This is a genomic window from Nocardiopsis sp. TNDT3 (assembly GCF_003427465.1).
GTDB lineage: Bacteria > Actinomycetota > Actinomycetes > Streptosporangiales > Streptosporangiaceae > Nocardiopsis > Nocardiopsis dassonvillei.
Map to the genome: position 1 here is coordinate 1 of NZ_QPFC01001278.1, position 2,945 is coordinate 2,945.

2 protein-coding genes are annotated in these 2,945 nt (G+C 75.3%); one reads left to right on the forward strand and one right to left on the reverse strand.

Features of this window, described 5'->3' with window-relative positions:
- The coding region (locus tag DQW06_RS26825) for a peptidoglycan D,D-transpeptidase FtsI family protein (RefSeq protein WP_370449143.1) at nt 1-1,849 on the forward strand (1,849 nt) is incomplete at its 5' end.
- Nucleotides 1,850-1,872: 23 nt separating this feature from the next.
- On the opposite strand, the gene mmuM is transcribed toward DQW06_RS26825, so the two are convergent.
- The gene (gene mmuM / locus DQW06_RS26830) at nt 1,873-2,784 is read right to left on the reverse strand and encodes a homocysteine S-methyltransferase (protein ID WP_013151942.1); all 912 of its coding nucleotides are present in this window, start codon (nt 2,782-2,784) and stop codon (nt 1,873-1,875) included.
- Between the last annotated feature and the right edge of the window lie 161 nt (nt 2,785-2,945).

Here is a 2,945-nt window from a genome sequence, read left to right on the forward strand (position 1 = left end):
CCCCTCGGCGCGCACCCCGGGGCGTCCGGCGCGGGAGGCGCGCGGCGGTGAGCGCCGCCGCGGCGGGGGCTCCCCGCCCCCGCTCCCGCCCCTGCTGCGCCGCACCTTCCGCAGGGGCGAGCCGCCGGGCCGCATCAAGATCGGCGGGGCCCTGATCACGGCCGTCCTGCTGCTCTTCGCGGGACGCCTGGTGCAGATCCAGGTCGTGGAGGCCGAGCACTACGCCGAGGCGGCCTCCAACACGCGCCTGCAGACCATCGACATCCCCACCCTGCGCGGTCAGATCACCGACGCCGACGGCAACCCCTTCGCGCTGTCGCTGGAGGTGCGCACCGTCTTCGTCGATCCCGAGACGGTCGCCGAGGACGAGCGTGACCAGCTCGTCGAGGAGCTCGTCACCCGCTTCGACCTGGAGGAGGACGAGGTCGCCCAGAAGGTGGACGCCGCGCCCAGCCGCTACGAGGTGGTCGCCCGCGGGGTCCTGCCCGCGGAGTGGGAGGAGCTGGCCGACCTCAACCTGTCCGGCCTGGGCTCGCAGGTCTCCTACGAGCGCGTCTACCCCGAGGAGACCGGCGCCGCCGACCTCGTCGGCTTCGTCGGCGCCGAGGGCCACGGCCTGGAGGGACTGGAGGGCTACCTCAACGACACCCTGGCCGGTGAGGCGGGCAAGCGCCGCGTCGAGGTGGGCGCCGACGGCACCCAGATCCCCATGGCGGGCGGCCTGGTCAGCGAACCCGAGCCGGGCCAGGACGTGCGCCTGACCCTGAACCAGGACATCCAGTGGTACGCGGCCCAGACCCTCGCCGAGCGCGTGGAGGAGCTGGACGCCCAGGGCGGCAGCGTCATCGTGGAGCGGGTCGGCACCGGTGAGATCCTCGCCATGGCCGACTACCCGACCTACTCCCAGAGCGACATCTCCTCCAGCTCCCCCGAGCAGTGGTCCAACGGCGCGGTGGCCACGATCTTCGAGCCGGGCAGCACCAACAAGGTCGTCACCATCGGCGCCGCGCTGGAGGAGGGCGTCACCACCCCGGAGACGGTCTACACCGTGCCCGACAGCATCCGGTACCTGGACACGACGTTCAAGGACTCCAGCCCCCACGAGACCCTGCGCCTGACCACCAACGGCATCATGGCCCAGTCCAGCAACGTGGGCACCATCGAGATCGCCGACCAGGTGGGGCGGGGCGTCCTGCACTCCTACCTGGAGGACTTCGGGCTCGGCCAGCCGACCGGGCTCCAGCTGCCCGGTGAGCAGGCGGGCGTGCTCAAGGACCCGGAGGACTGGTGGGGCACCCAGCTGCCGTCGGTCTCCATCGGCCACGGCCTGTCGGTGACCGCCGCTCAGATGGCGTCGGTGTACGCCACCGTCGCCAACGGCGGTGTGCGGGTGGAGCCCCGGGTGGTCGCCGGGACGGTGAACGCCCAGGGGGAGTTCACTCCGTCCGAGGAGCCCGAACAGCGGCGCGTGTTCAGCGAGGAGACCGCCGATCAGCTCGCGCTGATGCTGGAGGCGGTCACCAGTGACGAGGGCACCGCGCCCCAGGCCCGCATCGACGGGTACCGGGTCGCGGGCAAGACCGGTACCGCCAACCGGCTCGACCCGGAGACGGGCGACTACGACGGCGGCGGGTACACGTCCACCTTCTCCGGGTTCGCGCCCGCCGACGACCCGGAGGTCGTGGTCCAGGTGGTGCTGCACGACCCGCAGCAGGACTACTACGGCGGCGAGGCCGCGGGGCCGGTGTTCAACGACGTCATGTCCTTCGCGCTCAAGACGCTGAAGGTCCCGCCGTCGGGGACCGAGGCGCCCGCCATCCGGCTGTCGGAGGACCAGGGCGGCGGCTAGGAGGGCAGCCGCGGGCGTCCCCGTCAGGGCGCGGCGCGGTCCAGGTGGGCGCGCACGGAGCGCACGTGCTCGGGGCCGGTGCGGCAGCACCCGCCCACGAGCACCGCTCCGGCCTCGTACCAGCCCACGGCGGCGCGGCCGAACTCCTCGGGCTCGGCCGTGCCGGTCCACCGCCCCCGCGCCGCGTCCCACTCCTCCCCCGAGTTGGGGTAGGCCACCGCGGGCAGGCCGCACGCGGCGACCGCGCGCACCAGCGCGGGGACGTGCCGGGGCGCGGTGCAGTTGACGCCCACCGCCACCAGCCGCCCGTCGGCGTGCAGAGGGGCGAGTCCGGCGGCCGCCTCGCGCAGGGGCGTGCCGTCGCTGACGCGCTCACCGTCCCGGCAGGAGAAGCTGATCCACGCGCGGGCGCCGGGGGTCTCGGCGAGCAGCCGGGCCAGCGCCCGGGCCTCGGCCGCCGAGGGCACGGTCTCGCAGGCGAGCAGGTCCGCCCCGGAGTCGGCGAGCACCCGCCAGCGCTCCCGGTGCCAGGCGTACAGGCCCTCCTCGTCCAGGTCGTAGTCGCCGGTGTACTCCGAGCCGTCCGCCCGGGCCGCGCCGTAGGGGCCCACCCCGGCGGCCACCAGCCCGGAACCGAACGCGTCGCGCTCGGCCCGCGCCAGCTCCACCGAGCGGGCGATCAGCGCCAGGGCCTCGGACTCCGTGGCGCCCCGCGCGGTCAGTGCCGGAACGCTCGCCTGGTACCCGGCGGCGATGGCCACGTCCGCGCCCGCCTCGAAGTAGTCCCGGTGCACCCGGCGGACGAGATCGGGCTCCTCGGCCAGCAGCCGCGCCGACCAGAGCCCGCCGCCCAGGTCGCGGCCGTAGGCCTCCAGACGGGTCGCCAGCCCGCCGTCGAGCACCAGCGGGCGCCGTGACGGGGCGGTTCCGGCCATGCGCCACCTCCGCGTTCGGGCCGAGTCGAGGACGCCTCCAGCCTAGGCGTGAACACCCGGTCGGGGCCGCCGGCCCGCCGCCGCACCGTACCTCCGGGCCGCCGGGCCGCGGCCGCCCCTCCCCGCGGCCGTGGGCTCCGGGGCCCGCCCGCCGGGGGCGC